Here is a 19379-nt window from a genome sequence, read left to right on the forward strand (position 1 = left end):
ACTTTAGTAAGACCAGTAGGCTAGGGCGAGTGAATACCGGAAGCGTTGCGCAAAGATTGGCAGATACCCCAGGTGTGGCCCGCACTATCCTGGGCGCCGCCCGGGCAGCTCGGGGGATGCCGGGGGCAGACCCGCGGGCGATGAGCCATTCCTGGCTATTTACCGGCCCGCCGGGCTCCGGCCGTTCCTTGGCCGCCATCGATTTTGCGGCCGCGCTCATGTGCACGGACGCAGAGGAACCGGGCTGCGGCCGGTGCGAGGCCTGTCGTGCGGTGCTGGAGACCAAACAACACACCGATCTGGTCCTCGTGGATCCGCAGGAGGTCATCATTCCCGTGGATACGGTGCGCGAGGTCATCGGCCGTGCCGCGAGCCTGCCCACGGTGGCCCCTTGGCGCGTGGTGATCTTCAACAACGCCGACCGCCTCAACAATAACGGCGCGAATGCCCTACTCAAGACGGTAGAGGAGCCGCCGGCGCGCACCGTAATTATCATGTGCGCGCCTTCCGACGCCCCCGAGGACTTCTCTCAGACCCTTCGCTCGCGCTGCCGGCACCTGTACATTCCCTCCCCGTCGGTGGAGAGCATTACCGCCCAGTTGGTCAGCGAGGGCGCCTCGGATCACGACGCCCACTTGGCCGCCCTTACCTCCCTCCGTCACGTCGGCCGGGCGCGGCGCCTAGTCAACGATCCCGCGGTGCAAAAACGCCGCGCGGTGGCCATCAACCTGGCAGAGGAGGTCTTCCACGGCTCCCAGGGCTTCCAGGCGGTGACCTCGCTGCTGAAGATGGTGGACTCGGAGGCGAAGGAGTCGCATAAAGACCAGGAAGAGGCCGAGCTGGCGAAACTGGAACAGACCCTCGGCGTGGGTGCGAAGGGCAAAGGCGCGGCTAAGGCGCAGCGCGACGCCCGCTCCGCCATCAAGGATCTGCAGGACCAGCACAAAAAGCGGGCGAAGCGCCGCGTGATCGATAACCTGGACCTCGTGCTTGTTGATCTCTCCGGCGTCTACCGCGATGCGCTCATGCAGAAGGTGGGCGCGCAGGTGGATTTGACCCACCCGGACTTCGCCGGTCTTTCTGGTGAGATCGCGCAGCGCGTGAGCGAGGAAGGCTTGCTGGACTGCCAGGCGGCTATCACGTTGTGCCGCGAGCAGCTGACCCAAAACGTCGGCACGCAGATTGCCTTTGACGGGCTGGTGGGCCGCCTGCGCCGTGCGTGCCTGTAGGTGGGGCCCGATTTCTATTCCGTGGCACCCCTAGGTTAGACTTTCTCTTGCTGCACTGGCGTATGCCGAGCAGCGCGCCGCCTTAGCTCAGTCGGTAGAGCATTTCACTCGTAATGAAAAGGTCGCGAGTTCGATTCTCGCAGGCGGCTCCACAGTGGCCGCAGGTGTATAGCCTGCGGCCTTTCGCGGTTTCGGGGACAGCGGGTTGTGGGTGTAGCGCGCTAAGCCTCGCCGTGGTTATTGAGCAGGCGTGGGACCACCTTGCCAGTGGCGTTGCGCGGGAGCTTGGCCAGGAAGTGCACGTCGCGCGGCACGGAGTGATCGGCGAGCTTGGTGCGGACCCAGTCGCGGATGGCGTCGGCGGTGAGGGCCTTTCCGGCGGCGTCGGCAGTAGGCACCGCCCACACGGCGATGCGTTGGAAGGTCTCGCTATCCTCTACGCCGCCAGCATGAACCTCGTGGATGCCGGGCATGGCCTCGAGGACCTCGGTGACGGACTGCGGGTGGACGTTTTCGCCGCCGACGATGATCATGTCATCGGCGCGGCCGACCACGTGTAGGAAGTCATGCTCATCGATATAGCCCAAGTCACCGATGGAGATGAGCCCGTCCACCTTATTGAGGCGCAGGTTGGGATTGGTATATCCGGTCATGGCGGTGGAGTTGTTCAGGTAGATCTCTCCCACCTCGCCGCGCGGCACCGGGTGGCCTTCCTTATCGAGGATGCGCAGCTTCGTGCCGGAGGCCACGCGTCCGGCGATGGTGGGGTTGGCGGCCACCTGGTCCATGGTGGCGGTCGTCGCGAGCGCGAGCTCGGTGGATCCGTACACGTTGCATAGGATGGCGCCGAAGCGCTCATTGGTCTCCTTGACCACCTCCGGGGTCAGTGCATTGCCGGCCGAGGCGATGAATTTCAGGCTCGAGGTATCGAACTCACCGGCTGGGTCCCGCTCCACCAAGCGCTTAAAGAAGATGGGGGAGGAAATCATGCCATCGAGGCGGTAGCGCTGGACGTCGTCAAGCACCTGCTCCGCGTCGAATACGCGGCGGGTGACGATGGTATTGCGCAGGCCCAGCGCGATATTGATGCAGGCCCAACCCCAGGTGTGAAAAATGGAGGCGGTGAGCTGCAGGCGCTGGTCGGCGCGCCACGGAATCGTATCCACGATAGAGGCCAGCACCACGGGCAGGGTGGGCTCCGGCCGCACAATGCCCTTCGGAATGCCGGTGGTGCCGGAGGACATGAGCACGATTGAGCCGTGCTTGGGGAAGCGCGGCAGCTCCACGGCCGGTGGGTTCTTTACAATCTTGTCCAGCTTCGGCAGATCGCTTGCGCCCGTATCGTGCGCGATGATGACCGGGATATCGGTGTCCACGCGGTCGATGAACTCATCATCCACGACGAGCACATTGATGCCATTCTCCTCGATGCAGCCTGCCAGCTGCTCCGGGGAGGAGCCCACGTTGAGCAGGTAAATAGAAGCGCCCACATAGCCCTTGGCGCCGAGCGGAATGATGATGCCGCGGCCGTTGCGCGCCATGACGCCGAGGCGAATCTCGGGCAGGTCCAGCGAGCGGAGGTAGCGGGCGAAGCCCTGCGTGTGGGTGCGCAGCTGGCGGTAGGTGAGGGTGCCGTCGTCGTCGATAAGCGCCAAGCGCTCCGGGCAGGCGAGGTAGCCCTGTTCGATCTCGCGCGCGGTGGTGAAGCGGTAGCGGGCCAGGTTCGGCAGCAGGTTGAGCTGGGCCTTCGCGCCGCCTTGGTGGCTGATGAGTCCGGCGTTAAGAAGCGCCGGCACGAACCGGCCGAGGGCTGCAGCGTGGAATGTGAAATCAGAAAAATTCACGATCGGGAAAGCTCCAAATTAGCGAAGATAACGAAAAGATAACCATGGACGATATCGTGAGAGAGGCGGGCGGTGTTGCCGCCAACTCGAAATATGTTACAGAAGTGACTACAGTTACCTGAAGTTACTGGTGTTTCTAGAAAAGGATCTCATGAAATCTCTGCAGCTCAAAGTCCTCTCCGTGGTTGCTTCCGCGCTGGCCGTCGTAGGCGTGGCTGTCGCGCCGCAGGCCACCGCCGCGGAGCGCAACCTAGTAGCCTTCGGCGATTCCGTCCTTGCGGATCCAGATGCCGGCTCCTACTTTGCTCACCGTTTCGATCCCTCTAAGGGTGTGGGCATGGATTGCCCTACCTCCAATAATTACGCCAAGCGTGCAGGCGCCAAGCTGCGCCTTCCGGTGAGGGACTTCTCTTGCTCCGGTGCCGTGTCCATGTCTCGCGGTCCGCAGGTTTCCCAGCAGGTGGATGCGGCCATCCGCAGCGGCGCGCTGACTCCGGCTACCAACCGCGTGGTTATCACCACTGGCTTTAATGACACTTACAACCACCGCGATATGAACCTGCCGCAGATTCGCAAGCAGTTCGCGGACCGCACCGCCCCGCAGATCGAGCGCATTAAGCGCGCGGCCCCGAACGCCCGCGTCCAGATCGTGGGATACCCCACCATCGGCACCGGCCCTTATTACTGTCTATTCCACTTCGGCCCGCGCCCGGCCGATTCCACCTTCCTGCCGGGCATCCAGGACTTTGAGAATAAGGCGCAGTGGATGCAGGTGGACCTAGCGGCACGCACCGGCGTGCAGTTCTTGGATATGAAACCTTCCACCCGCAATAACGGCATGTGTGCCGATGCGAACCAGCGCATGTGGGCTGGTCTGGTGGACTTTACTGGCGGTGACGGCAACTTGCCCATCCACATGAACCAGCGCGGCCACGAGCATGCGGCCAACGTCATTGCCCGCTCTTAAAAAGAGTTTTCAATAATGCGCCGGTTTTGAAAATATAGGTACGCTCGGGCGCATGACTGTAAAAGCTGTTATTGCCCGCTCCAAGGGCGCGGAAGTCGAAACCGTCAATATCGTTGTCCCCGACCCCGGCCCTAATGACGTCATCGTGCGCGTCCAGGCCTGCGGTGTGTGCCACACCGACCTTGCCTACCGCGATGGCGATATTGAAGACGCCTTCCCCTTCCTGCTCGGCCACGAGGCCGCAGGCGTGGTAGAAACCGTAGGTTCTGCGGTCACCCACGTGGAGGAAGGCGACTTCGTCATTTTGAACTGGCGCGCCGTGTGCGGCGAGTGCCGCGCCTGCAAGAAGGGCGAGCCAAAGTACTGCTTTAATACCCACAACGCCTCCAAGAAGATGACCCTCGAGGATGGCACCGAGCTCACCCCTGCGTTGGGCATCGGTTCCTTCGCGGAGAAGACCCTGGTCCACGAGGGCCAGTGCACCAAGGTGGAAGACACCGACCCGGCTGCCGCTGGCCTGCTGGGCTGCGGCATCATGGCGGGCCTCGGCGCGGCCGTGAATACCGGCGATATCCAGCTCGGCGAGTCCGTCGCTGTCTTTGGCTGCGGCGGCGTCGGCATGGCGGCCATTGCGGGCGCCAAGCTGGCGAGCGCGGCGAAGATCATTGCCGTGGATATCGACGAGTCCAAGCTGGAGACCGCCCGCGAGTTCGGCGCGACCGACACCATCTGCTCCAAGGATCTCTCGGAACAAGAAGTCATTGACGCCGTCCGCGAGCTCACCGGCGGCTTCGGCACCGACGTCTCTATCGACGCTGTGGGCATCCAGCCCACCTGGCGCCAGGCCTTCTACTCCCGCGACCATGCCGGCCGCATGGTCATGGTGGGCGTGCCGAACCTCACCGACCACGTGGACATTCCGGCCATCGACCTCTACGGCCGCGGCGGCTCCATCAAGCCCGCGTGGTACGGCGATTGCCTCCCAGAGCGCGATTTCCCCGCTTACGTAGCGCTGTCCAAGGCCGGCAACTTCCCGCTGGACAAGTTTGTCACCGAGCGCATTGCGCTTGACGACGTCGAGCAGGCCTTTACCACCATGAAGTCCGGCAAGGTTCTGCGTTCGGTGGTGGAGTTCTAATGCGTATCGATAGCACGGTTACTTCTGGCAAGTTCCGCCTCGATGGCGGCGAGTGGGACGTGGACAATAACGTCTACGTCGTGGGCGATGACTCCAGCGTGTACGTGGTGGACCCCTCCCACGATCTGGATGCGGTAGCAGAGCTCGTTGGCGATCGTCGCGTGGAAGGCATCTTGCTCACCCACGCGCACAATGACCACTGCGAGCTCGCCCCCGAGGCCGCCAAGCGCTTCGATACCGAGGTCTACCTGCACCCGGACGATGACATGCTGTGGCAGGAGTCCAATGGCGATGCTCCATACACGCCATTGGCGGACCGCGGTCAGTTCGATATTGGCGGCGAGAAGATCACGGTCTACCACACCCCGGGCCACTCGCCGGGCTGCGTGGTGCTGCACGTGGGCGAGACGCTGCTGTCGGGCGATACGCTCTTCAACGGCGGCCCCGGCGCCACCGGCCGCAAGTACTCCGACTTCGATGTGATCATCGAGTCGCTGAAGAACGTCGTCTTCACCCTGCCGGAGGACACCAAGGTCCTGCCAGGGCATGGCGATGCCACCACGGTGGGCGTGGAGGCTGCGCGCATCGACGAATACATCGAGCGCGGCTACTAGCCTCTAGTACGCCCTCAGGTACTCGCCGTAGCCGGACTTGAGTAACGGCTCGGCGAGTTTTTCTAGCTGGGCGCGGTCGATGAAGCCGGCGTCGAAGGCGGCCACTTCTGGTGAGCCGATAACGATGCCGGTGCGTTTTTGCATCACCTCGACGTAGGCGGAGGCCTCGCTCATCGAGTCCACCGTTCCCGTATCGAGCCACACGCTGCCGCGGTGCAGGCGCTGGACATTGAGCTCGCCGCGGCGCAGGTACTCCTCGTTTACCGCCGTGATCTCCAGTTCACCGCGGCCGCTGGGTTCGATGCCCTTGGCTATCTCCACGACGGAGTTGTCATAAAAGTACAAGCCCACCACCGCGTGGTTCGACCGCGGCACTTCCGGCTTTTCCTCGATGCTGAGCGCACGGCCTGCGGTGTCGAATTCCACGACACCGTAGCGCTGCGGATCCGAGACCTCGTAGGCGAAGATGATGCCGCCTTCCGGATCTTGGCAGTGGGCGAGCTCGCCGCCGAAGCCGTGGAAGATATTATCGCCGAGCACCAGCGCGACGCTGTCGTCTCCAATAAACTCCTCGCCAATCAAGAAGGCCTGCGCGAGCCCCTCCGGCCGCGGTTGGACCGCGTAATCGATCATCAGCCCAAGCTGCGATCCATCGCCAAAGAGCCGCTGGAAGGCCCCCGCATCCTCTGGGGTGGTAATGATGAGGATCTCCCGAATACCCGCTTGAATGAGCGTGGTTAGCGGGTAATAAATCATCGGCTTGTCATAAATGGGCATGAGCTGCTTCGAGATGCCCTTGGTAATCGGGTAGAGCCGCGTGCCGGACCCGCCGGCCAGGATGATGCCTTTCATTTAATCCTCCGGGTACAGCGCCAGGTACAGGGCAAGGGCCGCGCGCCAATTCTGCGGCTTGAAGCCCGTAGCCTCGATTTTATCTAGCGCAAGCGTCGACTCCTTAGGGCGCGGCGCCTCGGGGCCCGCGATCTCGCGGTACTGCTCGGTGCTTACCGGAGTGACCTCGGCCGGGTCGTGGCCGAGCCCGATGAACACGGCCATGGCAATCTCATCGCGGCCCACGGTATCGCCCGAGTTAGAGAGGTTATACACGCCGTAGTCCGCGTCGGAATTGAGCAGGTGGACGATGCCCTTGGCAAGATCCTCGGCAAACGTGGGTCGCCCGCGCTGGTCATGGATGACCTTCGGCTCCACGCCCTGAGTGGCCAGCCGGCGCATGGTGGACATGAAATTCTCGCCATCGCCAAAGACCCAGGAAGTGCGGATGACGTAGTGCTGCGGCGCGGTCTGCGCGGCGGTATCGCCCGCGGCTTTCGACGCCCCGTATGCACTGAGCGGCGACGGTAGCTCCTCCTCGGTGTGGACCTCGTTCGCCCCATCGAAGATATAGTCGCTCGACACATGCACCAGCGTGATCTGGTTTTCTGCGGCGATGCGCGCCAGCCGTGCGGGCGCTTCCGCATTGACGGCCCAGGCGGCGGCGCGGTCGTTTTCGGCGCCGTTGACGTCGTTATACGCCGCGCAATTGATGATGGCGGAGTACTGCTTCCAATTCCGTTCTGGTGGGTCGGTGATGTCGAAGTCGGCGTGGGAGCAGAATTCGGCGTCGGTAAGCAGGCGCTTCAGCGCCCGCCCCAGCTGCCCGTTCGCGCCCGTGACGAGGATGCGCCGGGCGGGCATCGGGCTCACGTCTTCAAGAGCGGGGTGCTGCGTGTCCTTCTCCGAAATCTCGGTGGGCTCCAGCGGCCAGTCGACGATGTTGAGGTTCACCGCGGCGTAACGAGCCTCGGCCGACCAGTGCTCATTCACCAAGTAGCAATAGGAGGTTTCCTCCAGCGCCTGAAAGCCATTGGCGACGCCCCGCGGGACAAACACCGCAGTCTCCGGCCCCACCTCGTGGGTGACGACCTCGCCAAAGCTTTCCGACCCCTCGCGCAAGTCGCACCATGCGCCGAAAATCCTGCCCTGCGCCACCGAGACGAGCTTGTCCCACGGCTCAGCGTGCAGGCCGCGCGTAGCACCGGCGTGGTTGAAAGAGATATTGTTCTGCACCGGCTGGAAGCTCGCGAGCTCGGGCGCGAGACCGGTGAATTTTTCGCGTTGCCAATTCTCCTTGAACCAGCCGCGGTTATCGCCGTGCACGTCGAGGTCGATGATGAGCAGCCCCGGGATGGCGGTTTCGGTAATACGCATATCTACTGTCCTTGCTGCTTGTAGCGGGCTTCCACGTTTTCTTTCTCGGGCTTCCACCAGCCTTCGTTCTCGCGATACCACGCGATGGTGTCTTCGAGACCGGCGCGGATATCCGTGAACCGCGGGGTCCATCCCAGCTCGCGACGCAGCTTGGCGGCGTCCATGGCATAACGCTGGTCGTGGCCGGGGCGGTCCGCCACGTGCTCATAGAGTGCGCGTCCATTCCGGGTGTGGCCCATGATTTCGCAGATCAGCTCAATGACCTGCTTATTATTAATATCTTCCTGGTCCGCGCCGATATTGTAGGTCTCGCCGATGCGGCCCCGCTCGAGGATGGCGAGCACCGCTTCGTTGTGGTCATCGACGTGGATCCAATCGCGTACCTGCTCGCCGGTGCCGTAGAGCTTGGGGGTGTGTCCGGAGAGGATATTGGTGATCTGGCGGGGGATGAACTTCTCAATGTGCTGGTAAGGCCCGTAATTATTGGAGCAGTTCGAGATGGTCGCGCGCAGTCCGAAGGAACGCACCCATGCCCGCACGAGGTGGTCAGACCCCGCCTTGGTGGCCGAGTAAGGGCTGGAGGGAGCGTAGGCAGTATCCTCGGTAAAATTGGTGCCTGCCCCAATTTCCAGGTCGCCGAAAACCTCGTCAGTGGAGACATGGTGGAGGCGGGTATCGTGCTTCCGGCAGGCCTCCAGAAGGGTGAAGGTGCCTACGAGGTTCGTGTGGATGAAGGGCGAGGGGTCGCGCAAAGAATTATCGTTATGGGACTCGGCGGCAAAATGAACCACTGCATCGGCAGCTGCGACAAGCGGTTCTACGGTGGCGGGATCGGCGATATCCCCTTCCACGAGGTCAATATCGAGGCCGGCGAGGTTGGCGCGGTTTCCGGCGTAGGTGATTTTATCGAGCACCGTAACGCGGGTATCGGGGCGCGCCTGGCATATTAGGCGCACGAAATTGGCGCCGATAAAACCGGCGCCGCCAGTGACGAGCATCGTTTGCATGGTTATCCAGTGTAGGGCAGTCGGGCGCGCGGCTGTGGCAGGCCGCGGGCCCCGGTCAGGCCGCACCCGGTGGTGAAGGAGGTGGCGAGGGCGGATCCGTGAGCCTGCGGGCCGGGGCTTGTTCCGCGGCGGGGTGGTCGTTGACCTCCACGGTGGGCGATAAGCCGTTGGCGTGGGCGGCTCGGTATCCTACCCGGCCCGTGTCGGGGTCTCGTTCGGCGTGTCCCATTCCGTTGCGGCCATCGCGGTAATCGTTATTGTCCACGTGGTGCCGGCGGCACAACAGAGTGAGGTTCTTGAGGTCGGTGGCGCCACCGTGAGACCAGGCTTGGAGATGGTGGACATCGCAGTCCTGCCACGGACGGTGACACTCTGGGTGCGTGCAGACGAGTTCGGAGGCCGCTAGGGCGAGCTTTTGCCAGAGGGACGCGGTGCGCTTGGTGCGGCCAAGCTCGAGGGGGAAGCCCTTGTCGTCCACGGCACAGAAGAAATCGTGCCGCGCGCCGCCGAGGCGGAGAATGTCGAGCGGGGTGAGCTCGATGCCGGTGCTGGTGGCGAAGCGGGTATCGCCGCCCATTGCCTCCAGTTCCTCCAAGGTGGTGGCGACGAAGAAGGAACCGAGTCCGTCGGAGTTCTTTTGGGTGGCGGAAAGGTAGCTCGACAGGGCAGCGGTTAGTTGGTCCGCCATGCGCTGGGCATAGGTGCGGGTATCGTCCTCGGGACTGAGGTCCGCGCTGCCCTTATTCTTTGCGGGCGCGAAGGCGCTGGCGAGGATGGCAGCTGCGGAGGCATCGAGATAGCCGGAGATGTGCACTCCGCCGTCAGCATCTTGGCGGGAGATGCTAAAGCGGCGTTTGCGGGTAGCGGCGTGTGGGTCGGGCTCGCCGGCTGGGTTGAGAGCGTGCTTATTCGCTTTGCGGATGGCCTTGCGTAGCCACTCGCGCAGGGAATCGAAGGAACGACGCTTGGCCTGCTCGAGGGCCTGGTTGCGCAGTTCGCTTGGGCCGGGGATGGCGTACTTGCTGAGGCTACGTAGCTCATTCTCGATGAGGTTAAGGATGCGCTCGGGGATAGGCTCTTCCTCAAAGAGCTTCTTGCGGCGCTTCTCTTCCTCGCGGCGCTCGCGGTCGGCGCGGCGGCGAGCTTCCTCTTCGGCTTGGGCGCGTGCGGCTTCGTCGGCATCGGGGTCCGCAGGGGGAGCCGGCTCCGGATCGGGGATGGGTGCGAAGAGGTTGCGTCCATTGCGGAGGCGGGCGGCGGCCTCGGCATCGGTAAGGCCTAGGCGCGTGGTCAGGTAGTCCTTGGCCTTGGAGGAACCAACGCGGCGGCCGGCGTCATCCCGCTCCGCGATGAAAGCGAAGGCGGCGTCGATGGTGGACTTATTGCCTAGCGCCCGCTCCAAGTGTTCGAAATGCGGATGAAGAAGCTCGAAAGACAGATCGGAGGGATCCTGCATGAGGCTGCGGAGCTGGGTGAGCCCAGTGGCAACCTGTGCGATGGCGGAGTCTATCTCCGCATGCTTGGTGGTCTGCATGATCCCTCCCTTCCTTTTCGTTTACATGTTCTATCCTACCCAGATAAAACACCCCGTCAACAGGAAAGAAGGGATTGGTCAATAGAGTAGACATTCCCCAAACAAACGCAGTCAAAACCCCACAAAACGGGGCCAAAGCCACTAACTCGGGAAGGGAGGAAGGGCCTTCTGGTTGAGCCAGACGTCTACGGTGGCGTCGAAAAGCGCGGCGTCAGGAGCGGCGGCGCGGAAGGCATCCAGCAGCATGGAGGGCTCTACCACCGAGTGTTGGTGCTCGGTGAGGTAGCTGCGGAGGGCGGTAAAGAAGGCGTCGCCAAGCAAGCGGTGGATGGCGTGCACGGTCAAGGCCCCGCGCTTATATACGCGGTCATCGAACATATCGCGCGCACCCGGATCGGAAACGGTGAGATTCTGCGCCTTGCGTCCCAAGACGTGGTAATGGGAACGCGCCGCCTCGTGCGCGGTGGTCTCGCCCTTATGCTCAGCCCATAGCCACTCGCTGTAGCAGGCAAAACCCTCGTTGAGCCAGATATCCTTCCACTCGCCCAGTCCTACGGAATTGCCAAACCACTGGTGGGAAAGCTCATGAGCGATGAGGCGCTCGAAGGCGTGGTCGCCCTTGATGTGGTTGGAGCCAAAGATGGACAGGCCTTGCGCCTCTAGGGGAATCTCCAGCTCATCTTCCGTGATGACCACCTGGTAATCCGCAAATGGATACGGGCCATAGAGGGAGGAGAAGAAGTCCACCATTTCCTGCTGCTGGGCAAACTCATTCAGCACGCGCTCGCGCAGCGCGGCCGGCGCCCAAGCGCGCGTGGAAGGGCCCAAATCAAAAGTAGAGAACTCTCCTACCTGCACCGTCGCCAGATAGGTGGCCATGGGCTCGCGGGTGCGGTAGTGCCAGCGCGTGGTGGAACCGCCCGCTCGGCGGGAGACAAGGTCACCATTAGATACCACGATGAAGGGGTCATCGGCCGTAACGATGATGTCATAGAGTGCCTTGGCAGAAGGCGTATCGTCGCAGGGGAACCAGCTCGGCGCGCCATTGGGTTGGCTGGCCACCAGCGAACCGGACTCGGTTTCTTCCCAGCCAATCTCGCCCCAGGTGGTGCGGATCGGCCGCGGGCTGCCGCCATAGCGAATCACCAGCTCAAACTCCGTGCCGGCCGCAATCTCTTCTGCGAAACGCAGGCGCAGCTTGCCGGAGGACTGGCGGAATTTAGCCACCCGCGGCGCACCCTTTGCGGTCACGCGCCGGGCCACCATCGCCCCGCCCAGATCCAGGGTCAGGGACGCCAAATCTTCATCGGCCCGGATGGCCAAAGTAGCCTCGCCGTGGAGCAGGTTGGGCTCCACGCGGTAGGTCAAATCCAGCGTGTAGTGGGAAACCTCGAAACCGAGGTTAAAATCCACGCCGGTATAAGGATCAGTGTGGGCACGCGAAAGGGCGGTAGGAAGCAACTTCATAATGCTGCAAGCCTACCGCCCTTTTAGCCGTGGAAAGAAACGAGCTTATTTATTGAAAGCGCGCTCGAAGACCGGCCAAGAATCCTTGAGGTCCGCAATCCAGTGCGGCCAGGAGTGGGTGCCGGTATTGCGGAAGTTGTAGGTCGCCGGGATGCCAGCCTGGTCCAGCTTGGCCTTGAAGTTGTGGGTGCAGTAGTTTACGCCAGCTTCGATGGCACCGCCTTCCACCTGCAGCTGAGCGGAGCCCAAAGCAGCGGTGGCAGGGTTGTAGCCCTTAGCCACGTTATAGGAGAAGGTATCCTCCTTGCCAGCCAAACCAGAACCGGAAGAGATGTACAGCTCCGTGCCGCGCAGCTTCTCGTGGTTCATCATTGCATCGTTATAGCGGTTGGTGGGGGAGCCGAACGGGCCCCACATCTGCTCCGCGGTAGCGCCACCGCGGTTGACGGTAAGCTCAACGGCCTTGTGCTCTACCGGGTAAGCGGTGGCTGCGCAGCCGGCGTAGGAACCGACGGCGTCGTAGAAGCCCTGGTTGTGCTCCGCCAGCAGCAGGGAGGAGGTTGCGGACATGGACATGCCCGCAATAGCGCGGTGGTTATCGGCCTTGATGTGGCCCTCGATGGCGCCCGGCAGTTCCTTGGTAAGGAAGGTTTCCCACTTCTGCGGGCCCTTGAGGTACTTGGAGTTCGGCTCGGAGACCCAGTCGGTGTAGTAGGAGAAAGCACCGGCTTGTGGGATGACCACGTTGACGTTCTTTGAGTGGTAGAAATCGACGGCGTCAGAAAGCTTCAGCCAGTCCATGTCCTGCTCCGCGCCGCCTGCACCGTTGAGCAGGTAGATGGTCGGGCGGTTCTCATCCTTCGCGCGAATGACAGCCAGCGGAATCTTGCGGCCGTTCATGGCCGGGGAGGTGGCCTGCAGCTTTTCGACGCGGGGATCGTCCTTGTACTTCTGGTACCAGGTCAGCTGCTCCAACTCCGGGGTGACCTCCAGTGGGGCCAGGGTGGACTGGGCGGCGTTGCCCGCTACCTGCTGCGGGGTGAGCTGTGCGGCGCCCGCTAGCGGGGCGCAAGCCAAGCCTGCACACACGGCGGTGGCGGCCAGGATGGAGCTAAGACGCTTCATAGTGCTTCTTTCCTGTAGTTATGAACTCGCTGATTATACTTCTGCGCTACTTATTCCGCGACGCCGGCAGCCTCTGCGGCTCCAGCGGCCTCTGCACCCTCTGCGTCCTTGCCCTCGACAAAGTCCTTGTCCGGGGACTGGTCAGCGGCGCTCGGGGCGTCCTTCACCTGCGCATCTTCCTCGGCCTGCGGCGCATCGATGGAAAGCTCGTTGGGCTTTACCTCCGGCTCGGCCGGTGCTTCTGCGGCGTCCTTAGCAAAGCCGCGCTCGAAGGTTGCCCAGGAGGTGAAGAGGTCATTGCGCCAGCCCGGCCAGGAGTGGGTGCCGGTATTGCGGAAATTCCAGTCCGCCTTCATACCCTGGGAGTCCATCTTGGCCTTGAGGTCATGGGTGCAGGAGTTCATCGCGGCCTCGATGACGCCGCCCTCAACGATGAGGGTGGAAGAGCCCGGAACACCCCAGTCATTGGCGCCGCCTAGGCCGGAGTTGACCGAAACATAGGTCTCGGACTTGCCCAGGTTATTCGGGTTAGCGTTCACCAAGGCATCGTTGTACACGTTGTACTCGCTGCCCATAGCGCCCCACATCTGATCGGCCGAGCCACCGCCGCGGTTGACGGTCAGCTGGGTGTACAGGCGTGGCAGCGGGCGAGAGGTGGCAGCGCAGCCAGAGAAGGAGCCCACGGCGTTGTAGAAGCCCGGGTTGTGCTCCGCCAGCAGCAGGGAGGAGGTCGCGGACATGGACATGCCGGCAATAGCGCGCTTGCCATTGCCGCCGATGTGGTCTTCCAGTGCGCCCGGTAGCTCCTTGGTGAGGAAGGTTTCCCACTTCTGCGGGCCCTTGAGGTAGCCGCTATTCGGGGAAGATACCCAGTCGGTGTAGTAGGAGAAGGCGCCGGCCTGCGGGATGACCACGTTGACGTCCTTGGACGTGTAGAAATCCACCATGTCCTGTACGCCCTCGGCCTCAGGGTCAATATCGTGGTTAGCAGTGGCGGTCAGCCAGTCCATGCCCTGCTCGGCGCCGCCGGCGCCGTTGAGCAGGTACAAGGTGGGGCGCTGCTTATCAAAGTCGCCGTCCGGGGTGATGACCGCTAGCGGAACCTCGCGGCCGTCCATGGCGGCAGACGTTGCGGTCATGACCTTGACGTGGTTGCCGTAGTGCTTGCCCTGTCCGCTCTTGTGGCCGAAGGCATAACCCTTCCACTTGTCCTTGTCCTTCAGCCCGGCAATATCCACCACGCGGTTATTACCTTCGGTGGTGATGGCGTAGTTGATATTTTCCGGATCTGCCGGGTCAGTGAGGTTTACCTCGCGGATGGTGGACAGGGTGGCGTCACCCTGAATCTCGGCCGGCTCGACGGCGGAGGCAATAGGGGCGGAGAGGACTCCGGCCGCAATGGCGATGCCTGCGACGCTGGAGCCGATAGAGCGCAAAGTATGCATATTTTTAACTTCCTCGAGTTAAGAGAGTCTTCTCAGTAGGTATCGTTCCGTAAAGCGTGAGTGTTAGCAAGACTCAGTGTTCAAATAACTCCTTAAATTTAGCAAAGCCTGTGATGCATGTGGTCTGTGTGTCATAATTCTGAACGCAGCGCTCATGTAACGGCGGCGCTACAATTCCCGTTAGTTCTAAACGTGTGAATAGTGCGGTCCCATCCGCGGGCCCATCCCTCGCTCTAGGCAAAAGACAGAAAGAAGAAAAATGAACGTTTTCGATTCCATCCTCGTGTCCATCAATGAAGTTCTGGGCCAGTTCCTGCACATGGGCTCCTCCATGTCCTCCAACGCTGCCCTGGCTCTCGGCCTGTTCTAAAACACCGAGCCCATAGCCCTGCGTGGGGGCGTCGCGCGCTTGCCGACGCCACCGTGCAGGGCCTTTGTGCGTTTTACCCCCGAAGCGTGGGGTACTCGGGCACAAGAGTGTGACCCAATGCGCGACATGGAGGGGAAAGTTACGTATCCTAAAGGGCGTGACTAATGAACATTATGACGTAGTAGTACTCGGCGCGGGCCCTGGCGGCTACGTGGCCGCCATCCGTGCAGCTCAGCTTGGTAAGAAAGTTGCCGTAATCGAGAAGCAGTACTGGGGCGGTGTCTGCCTCAACGTAGGCTGCATCCCTTCCAAGGCGCTGCTGAAGAACGCTGAGGTTGCCCACACCTTCAACCATGAGGCCAAGGACTTCGGTATTTCCGGCGATGTCTCCTTCGACTTCGGTGTTGCCCACAAGCGTTCCCGCAAGGTTTCCGCGGGCATCGTCAAGGGTGTCCATTACCTGATGAAGAAGAACAAGATCACCGAGATCAACGGCCTTGGCTCCTTCAAGGACGATAAGACCATCGAAATCACCGATGGTGATGACAAGGGTAAGACCGTCACCTTCGATGACTGCATCATCGCTACCGGCTCCGTGGTCAAGTCCCTGCCGGGCGTAGAGCTCGGCGGCAACATCGTCTCCTACGAGGAGCAGATCCTCAACGATGAGGCCCCGAAGTCCATGGTCATCGTCGGCGCCGGCGCCATCGGCATGGAATTTGCTTATGTTCTGTCCAACTACGGCGTGGACGTCACCATCGTGGAGTTCATGGACCGCGTCCTGCCGAACGAGGACAAGGACGTCTCCAAGGCCATTGCCAAGGAGTACAAGAAGCTTGGCGTTAAGCTGCTGACCGGCTACAAGACCACCTCCGTCAAGGACAACGGCGACAATGTCACCGTTGAGGTCGAGTCTAAGGACGGCTCCAAGCAGGACACCCTCACCGTGGACCGTGCCATGATCTCCATCGGCTTCGCCCCACGCACCGAGGGCTTCGGCCTGGAGAACACCGGCGTTGAGCTCACCGAGCGCGGCGCCATCGCCATCGATGACACTATGCGCACCAACGTGGACCACATCTATGCCATCGGTGACGTTACCGCGAAGCTGCAGCTCGCCCACGTTGCTGAGGCCCAGGGCGTTGTCGCCGCAGAGACCATCGCCGGCGTGGAGACCCAGCTTTTGGGCGACTACATGAACATGCCGCGCGCTACCTTCTGCAACCCGCAGGTCGCTTCCTTCGGCTACACCGAAGAGGCCGCAAAGGAGAAGTTCGCGGACCGCGACATTAAGGTCGCTACCTTCCCGTTCTCCGCTAACGGCAAGGCTGCTGGCCTCAATGAGACCGCGGGCTTTGTCAAGCTCATCGCGGACGGCGAGTACGGCGAGCTCATCGGCGGGCACATGGTGGGCTCCAACGTTTCCGAGCTGCTGCCAGAGCTGACCCTGGCGCAGCGCTTCGACCTCACCGCTGAGGAAATCGGCCGCAACGTTCACACCCACCCGACCCTCTCTGAGGCCATGAAAGAAGCTGCCGAGGGTATTGGCGGCCACATGATTAACCTCTAAGCAGGGCTGCTTGCCGACGTCGGCCTTTCTCCCACCACCGCCCTAGCGGCGGCGGGAGGCTAGGACCTCGGCACACCACAACGGCAACAGCATCGGCACCGCTGATCCTCCTCCGCCCACACGGGGCAGGAGGGAAGCAGCGGTGCCGATGCTCTTTGTGTGCATAACGCGCGCAACCCTCACCGCTACTCGAAAATTTTTCGAGTAGCTTTCGAGTAGTTTTCGAGTACTGCCAAACCGGCAGGTCATAACGTTATTTACTCGTAACGAACTCTTTCGAGTAGCTTTCGAGTAGTTTTCGAGTAGGTCGATTGGCGCCGAAGACGCTAGTAGGGTGCCACGGCGGAGCGGTGGGCGTCGACGTTGATGACCTCATTAATGGGCGGGAAGGCGCGCTGCGCGCAGTTCTCGCGCGGGCACGTGCGGCAGCCGGAGCCGATGGGGGTGGCGGTGGAGAGATCGGTGAGATCAAGGCCTTCGGCGTAGACGGTGCGGTCGGCGTGGCGGGCTTCGCAGCCTAGGCCGATGGCGAAGAGCTTATCGGTATCGCCAAAGCGCCCCTGGTGGTGCTGGACGGCGCGCGAAATCCACAGGTAGTTGCGGCCATCGGGCATTTGGGCCAGCTGGCGGGAGATAATGCCGGGCTGGGTGAAGGTCTCGTAGACATTCCACAGCGGGCAGGTGCCGCCATTATTGGAAAAGTGCACGCCGGTGGCGGATTGGCGCTTGGACATGTTTCCGGCGCGGTCGACGCGGACAAAAGTGAAAGGAATGCCGCGGAGGTTATCGCGCTGCAGGGTGGACAGGCGAGAGGCCACGGATTCATAGCCCACGCCGAAGACCTGGCAGAGGTATTCCACGTCGTAGCCGGAGCGCTCGGCTTCGGAATGCATCAGTGCATAGGGCATCACGGTGGCGGCGGCGAAGTAGCTGGCCAAGCCGCGTTGCGCGAGGTTGCGCGAAGCATCCGAGGTGAACGGCTCCTCCTCCACTAGGGAAGCGATGTCCTCCCCGGCTTCGAGGAAGCTCAGCTCCGCAGCCATGCGGAAGGCGCGCTGGCCTTCGCTCAGGCGCGAAGCGAGCCGGAACTCGCCGGTCTCGCGGTCGAAGCTGTGCAGCGTGCCATCCATCTGGGAAGTGATGTGGATATCTACGTTGTGCCGATCGCGCAGGCGTTGGGCCAGGGCGTGTTCGGTGTCGCGGATGCCGAAGTGGGTGACCGAGAGGGCGTCGGCAAGCTGCTCTGCATGGTGGTCCAGGTTGTCCAAGTAGTTTTGGCGCGCGTAGAAGAAGTCGCGCACCTCGTCGTGCGGCATGGATAGGGCCTGGGTGGCCTCGGTGGTGCGGCGGGCATCGGTGGCCAGTGAGAGCTTATCGCGCACATTTCGGTAGCGACGGTGGACGTCTACCAGCGTGCGAGCCACGGTGGGGTGGTTATAGACCAGCTCGGAGAGCTCCTGCAGCTCGACAGGGGAGGGGCAGAGCTCCTTGTCCTGGATGACGTCCTGGATCTCGGCAAGAAGGCGGGAGTCGTCATCACGGGAGAAGAAGGTGGCATCGACGCCGAAGACCTCCGTGATGCGCAGGAGCACCGGGACGGTGAGCGGCCGGACGTCGTGCTCGATCTGATTGACGTAGCTGGCGGAGAGCCCCAGCGTCGCAGCAAGGGAAGCCTGACTGAGATCGCGCTCACGGCGAAGCTGGCGAAGGCGAGATCCCACATACGTCTTACTCATGCCGGCAAGGTTACTGGCTGGCCTGCGGGTGTGCACCTTAATCGCAAAGATCTTGTGAAGAATGTTCACCCGCCTGTGGGCTACATGTGGGTTTCATGCGAAAGTTTGACACATAAAGGGGTGAGAGGATCACTCCTGTAACACTGGGTGACCAAGTTCACATGTGGGAAACAATTTACGCAACGTCAATATTGCGGAATTCCGAGCAGCCAAGGTAGTGACGTTTTGCCCCAAGGCTTCTAAGGCAACCCTTACCTAAAAGAATTATGACTTTAACCGTACCGCCGTACCGTTAGGTGAAACGCCGCAGGAATTGACTAGTAACCAGCGGTTAAGCCCAGTTAAAGTGAGGGCGACAATGGAGGTGTCATGACTTTAAGAAATCCGGACCGTGAGGCAGTAACTCACGGCCACATTACTAACGAACCAATCCGCCAGAAGCCGGGAGTGCCCTCCTGGGTTCTGAAGCTCATCATGGCCGTCACTGGCCTGCTCTTCGCCCTCTTCGTTGTTGGCCACATGGCCGGCAACCTGAAGTTGTACTTGCCGGCGAACGGCGGCGAAGAAGCACTAGATGAATACGGTGCATTCCTGCGCTCCATGGGCGAGCCGTTGTTCCCGCATGAGGGCGCATTGTGGATCATCCGCGCCGTCCTGCTGGTTGCCATCCTTGCCCACATCTACGGTGCGATCGCTTTGACTGCCCGCTCCAAGGCATCCCGCGGCAAGTTCAGCCGCAGCAACCTTATGGGTGGCCTAGATTCCTTCGCCACCAAGACCATGCTGGTCTCCGGCCTGGTTTTGCTGCTGTTCATCATCTTCCACCTGCTGGACCTGACTATGGGTGTACAGCCCATCGCCCCAGGTGACTTCGCAGAGGGTGCGGTGAAGGCCAACATGATTGCTACCTTCAGTCGCTGGCCGGTCACCATCGTGTACGTGATCGCCATGTGCTTCCTGTTCCTGCACCTCACCCACGGCATTCGCCTTGCCGCCTCTGACCTGGGTATCACCGGTGCGAAGTGGCGTCAGACCTTCCTGATCTTGGCGTACGTCATCCCGGCCGTTGTTTGCATCGGCAACATCGTTATGCCTTTGTCCGTTGCCCTGGGCTTGGTCAGCTAA

General features: G+C 61.9%; 16 protein-coding genes and 1 tRNA gene. 7 read left to right on the forward strand and 10 right to left on the reverse strand.

What is annotated here, in order from left to right; translation table 11 throughout:
• Positions 1–29: 29 nt before the first annotated feature.
• Complete coding sequence (locus CORTU0001_RS02570; RefSeq protein ID WP_244262078.1) at positions 30–1229, forward strand: DNA polymerase III subunit delta'; 1200 nt, start codon at positions 30–32, stop codon at positions 1227–1229.
• 76 nt (positions 1230–1305) lie between these two features.
• Positions 1306–1381: transfer RNA gene (locus CORTU0001_RS02575), tRNA-Thr, on the forward strand.
• Between the two features lie 69 nt (positions 1382–1450).
• Here CORTU0001_RS02575 and CORTU0001_RS02580 read toward each other — a convergent pair.
• Entirely contained in the window at positions 1451–3073 is a 1623-nt protein-coding gene (locus CORTU0001_RS02580) for an AMP-binding protein (RefSeq protein ID WP_005327159.1), read from the reverse strand.
• A 151-nt stretch (positions 3074–3224) separates the two neighbouring features.
• Between CORTU0001_RS02580 and CORTU0001_RS02585 the strand changes: the two genes are divergently transcribed.
• From CORTU0001_RS02585 to CORTU0001_RS02595, 3 genes are read left to right on the forward strand one after another with little or no spacing between them, the layout of a single operon-like run.
• Positions 3225–4040: a GDSL-type esterase/lipase family protein gene (locus tag CORTU0001_RS02585; RefSeq protein WP_034668017.1), complete on the forward strand. Its 816-nt coding sequence runs from the start codon at positions 3225–3227 to the stop codon at positions 4038–4040.
• A 52-nt stretch (positions 4041–4092) separates the two neighbouring features.
• Positions 4093–5178 (forward strand): S-(hydroxymethyl)mycothiol dehydrogenase, encoded by a 1086-nt coding sequence (locus CORTU0001_RS02590; protein WP_005327163.1) that lies wholly within the window; start codon positions 4093–4095, stop codon positions 5176–5178.
• On the forward strand, positions 5178–5792 hold the full coding sequence (locus CORTU0001_RS02595) for an MBL fold metallo-hydrolase (protein WP_005327164.1): 615 nt from the start codon (positions 5178–5180) through the stop codon (positions 5790–5792). The genes CORTU0001_RS02590 and CORTU0001_RS02595 overlap by 1 nt, the downstream gene beginning before the upstream one ends.
• Positions 5793–5795: 3 nt before the next feature.
• Here the strand turns inward: CORTU0001_RS02595 and rfbA are convergent, their stop codons facing one another.
• The 7 genes from rfbA to CORTU0001_RS02630 all read right to left on the reverse strand — a co-directional run bounded on the left by rfbA (position 5796) and on the right by CORTU0001_RS02630 (position 14578).
• A complete protein-coding gene (rfbA, locus tag CORTU0001_RS02600; protein ID WP_005327166.1) occupies positions 5796–6644 on the reverse strand; it encodes a glucose-1-phosphate thymidylyltransferase RfbA in 849 nt (282 codons plus the stop codon).
• Positions 6645–8000 (reverse strand): dTDP-4-dehydrorhamnose reductase, encoded by a 1356-nt coding sequence (rfbD, locus tag CORTU0001_RS02605; RefSeq protein ID WP_005327168.1) that lies wholly within the window; start codon positions 7998–8000, stop codon positions 6645–6647. It abuts the gene before it with no gap.
• Between the two features lie 2 nt (positions 8001–8002).
• The gene (rfbB, locus tag CORTU0001_RS02610) at positions 8003–9007 is read right to left on the reverse strand and encodes a dTDP-glucose 4,6-dehydratase (RefSeq protein ID WP_005327169.1); all 1005 of its coding nucleotides are present in this window, start codon (positions 9005–9007) and stop codon (positions 8003–8005) included.
• 55 nt (positions 9008–9062) lie between these two features.
• Positions 9063–10541 carry an HNH endonuclease signature motif containing protein gene (locus tag CORTU0001_RS02615; RefSeq protein WP_005327171.1) on the reverse strand — a complete coding sequence of 493 codons (1479 nt, stop codon included), beginning with the start codon at positions 10539–10541 and terminating at the stop codon, positions 9063–9065.
• 141 nt (positions 10542–10682) lie between these two features.
• Positions 10683–12008: a M1 family metallopeptidase gene (locus tag CORTU0001_RS02620; RefSeq protein ID WP_005323082.1), complete on the reverse strand. Its 1326-nt coding sequence runs from the start codon at positions 12006–12008 to the stop codon at positions 10683–10685.
• A 45-nt stretch (positions 12009–12053) separates the two neighbouring features.
• Complete coding sequence (locus CORTU0001_RS02625; protein ID WP_005327173.1) at positions 12054–13133, reverse strand: alpha/beta hydrolase; 1080 nt, start codon at positions 13131–13133, stop codon at positions 12054–12056.
• Positions 13134–13183: 50 nt separating this feature from the next.
• Positions 13184–14578 carry an alpha/beta hydrolase gene (locus CORTU0001_RS02630; RefSeq protein WP_005327175.1) on the reverse strand — a complete coding sequence of 465 codons (1395 nt, stop codon included), beginning with the start codon at positions 14576–14578 and terminating at the stop codon, positions 13184–13186.
• A gap of 527 nt (positions 14579–15105) precedes the next feature.
• On the opposite strand from CORTU0001_RS02630, the gene lpdA reads away from it, so the two are divergent.
• Positions 15106–16518, forward strand: coding sequence for a dihydrolipoyl dehydrogenase (gene lpdA / locus CORTU0001_RS02635; protein ID WP_005327177.1), 1413 nt, complete (start codon positions 15106–15108; stop codon positions 16516–16518).
• Positions 16519–16560: 42 nt separating this feature from the next.
• On the opposite strand, the gene CORTU0001_RS12005 is transcribed toward lpdA, so the two are convergent.
• Together CORTU0001_RS12005 and ramB are read right to left on the reverse strand one after the other, a co-directional pair.
• Positions 16561–16683, reverse strand: coding sequence for a hypothetical protein (locus tag CORTU0001_RS12005; RefSeq protein ID WP_005327178.1), 123 nt, complete (start codon positions 16681–16683; stop codon positions 16561–16563).
• 161 nt (positions 16684–16844) lie between these two features.
• On the reverse strand, positions 16845–18254 hold the full coding sequence (ramB, locus tag CORTU0001_RS02640) for an acetate metabolism transcriptional regulator RamB (RefSeq protein WP_034668019.1): 1410 nt from the start codon (positions 18252–18254) through the stop codon (positions 16845–16847).
• A gap of 369 nt (positions 18255–18623) precedes the next feature.
• Between ramB and CORTU0001_RS02645 the strand changes: the two genes are divergently transcribed.
• Positions 18624–19379 carry a succinate dehydrogenase cytochrome b subunit gene (locus tag CORTU0001_RS02645; protein WP_005327183.1) on the forward strand — a complete coding sequence of 252 codons (756 nt, stop codon included), beginning with the start codon at positions 18624–18626 and terminating at the stop codon, positions 19377–19379.

It is taken from the genome of Corynebacterium tuberculostearicum SK141 (assembly GCF_000175635.1).
GTDB lineage: Bacteria > Actinomycetota > Actinomycetes > Mycobacteriales > Mycobacteriaceae > Corynebacterium > Corynebacterium tuberculostearicum_C.

Excerpts from the sequence above, each read along its gene's own strand:
- CORTU0001_RS02585 (WP_034668017.1), top strand. The coding sequence starts at position 3,225 with ATGAAATCTCTGCAGCTCAAAGTCCTCTCCGTGGTTGCTTCCGCGCTG.
- CORTU0001_RS02590 (WP_005327163.1), top strand. The coding sequence starts at position 4,093 with ATGACTGTAAAAGCTGTTATTGCCCGCTCCAAGGGCGCGGAAGTCGAA.
- CORTU0001_RS02595 (WP_005327164.1), top strand. The coding sequence starts at position 5,178 with ATGCGTATCGATAGCACGGTTACTTCTGGCAAGTTCCGCCTCGATGGC.
- rfbA (WP_005327166.1), bottom strand. The coding sequence starts at position 6,644 with ATGAAAGGCATCATCCTGGCCGGCGGGTCCGGCACGCGGCTCTACCCG.
- rfbD (WP_005327168.1), bottom strand. The coding sequence starts at position 8,000 with ATGCGTATTACCGAAACCGCCATCCCGGGGCTGCTCATCATCGACCTC.
- rfbB (WP_005327169.1), bottom strand. The coding sequence starts at position 9,007 with ATGCAAACGATGCTCGTCACTGGCGGCGCCGGTTTTATCGGCGCCAAT.
- CORTU0001_RS02615 (WP_005327171.1), bottom strand. The coding sequence starts at position 10,541 with ATGCAGACCACCAAGCATGCGGAGATAGACTCCGCCATCGCACAGGTT.
- CORTU0001_RS02620 (WP_005323082.1), bottom strand. The coding sequence starts at position 12,008 with ATGAAGTTGCTTCCTACCGCCCTTTCGCGTGCCCACACTGATCCTTAT.
- CORTU0001_RS02625 (WP_005327173.1), bottom strand. The coding sequence starts at position 13,133 with ATGAAGCGTCTTAGCTCCATCCTGGCCGCCACCGCCGTGTGTGCAGGC.
- CORTU0001_RS02630 (WP_005327175.1), bottom strand. The coding sequence starts at position 14,578 with ATGCATACTTTGCGCTCTATCGGCTCCAGCGTCGCAGGCATCGCCATT.
- CORTU0001_RS12005 (WP_005327178.1), bottom strand. The coding sequence starts at position 16,683 with ATGCACACAAAGAGCATCGGCACCGCTGCTTCCCTCCTGCCCCGTGTG.
- ramB (WP_034668019.1), bottom strand. The coding sequence starts at position 18,254 with ATGAGTAAGACGTATGTGGGATCTCGCCTTCGCCAGCTTCGCCGTGAG.
- CORTU0001_RS02645 (WP_005327183.1), top strand. The coding sequence starts at position 18,624 with ATGACTTTAAGAAATCCGGACCGTGAGGCAGTAACTCACGGCCACATT.